Genomic DNA, 442 nt, shown 5'->3' on the forward strand with positions numbered 1-442 from the left:
TAATTTACGACAGAGAAAAACCGAATGGAGACAAATAAAAATGGATGAATTGGAAAAAGCGCAGAAGCAACTTGAACAGGCGAAGGCTCGCGTTCAGAAGATCAAAAACAGGGAACGCACGAAAGAACGAAAACGCGATACCCGCCGCAAGATTATCCTCGGCGGAATCTTGCTGGCCGAAGCCCGTCGAAACCCGGCAACGGCTCAACGGATCCGCCAGTGGCTCAACGGACTTTCCGACAAAGAGCGGGCCGCTTTCGACGGCTGGAACTTGGAGGGCGACGCATGAGCCAAACACTGATTGAAGCGCTGGACGCTTTGGAAACCCAAATCGCGACCCTCTCCACAGCCGTCAAAACCGCTAACCCGGCCAAGATCGGCGAGAAAGCCGAGGACGGTGCCCGTCGCGGGGCATCCTCCGCCCTGTCCGGCCTCCCGGAAG

The 442-nt window shown here is 56.6% G+C and carries 1 protein-coding gene; it reads left to right on the forward strand.

Features of this window, described 5'->3' with window-relative positions:
- On the forward strand, positions 1-289 hold a 289-nt coding region (locus THS27_RS26465; RefSeq protein ID WP_210403044.1), incomplete at its 5' end, for a hypothetical protein.
- Positions 290-442: the final 153 nt, after the last annotated feature.

The organism is Thalassospira sp. MCCC 1A01428 (assembly GCF_002115825.1).
Taxonomy (GTDB): Bacteria; Pseudomonadota; Alphaproteobacteria; order Rhodospirillales; family Thalassospiraceae; genus Thalassospira.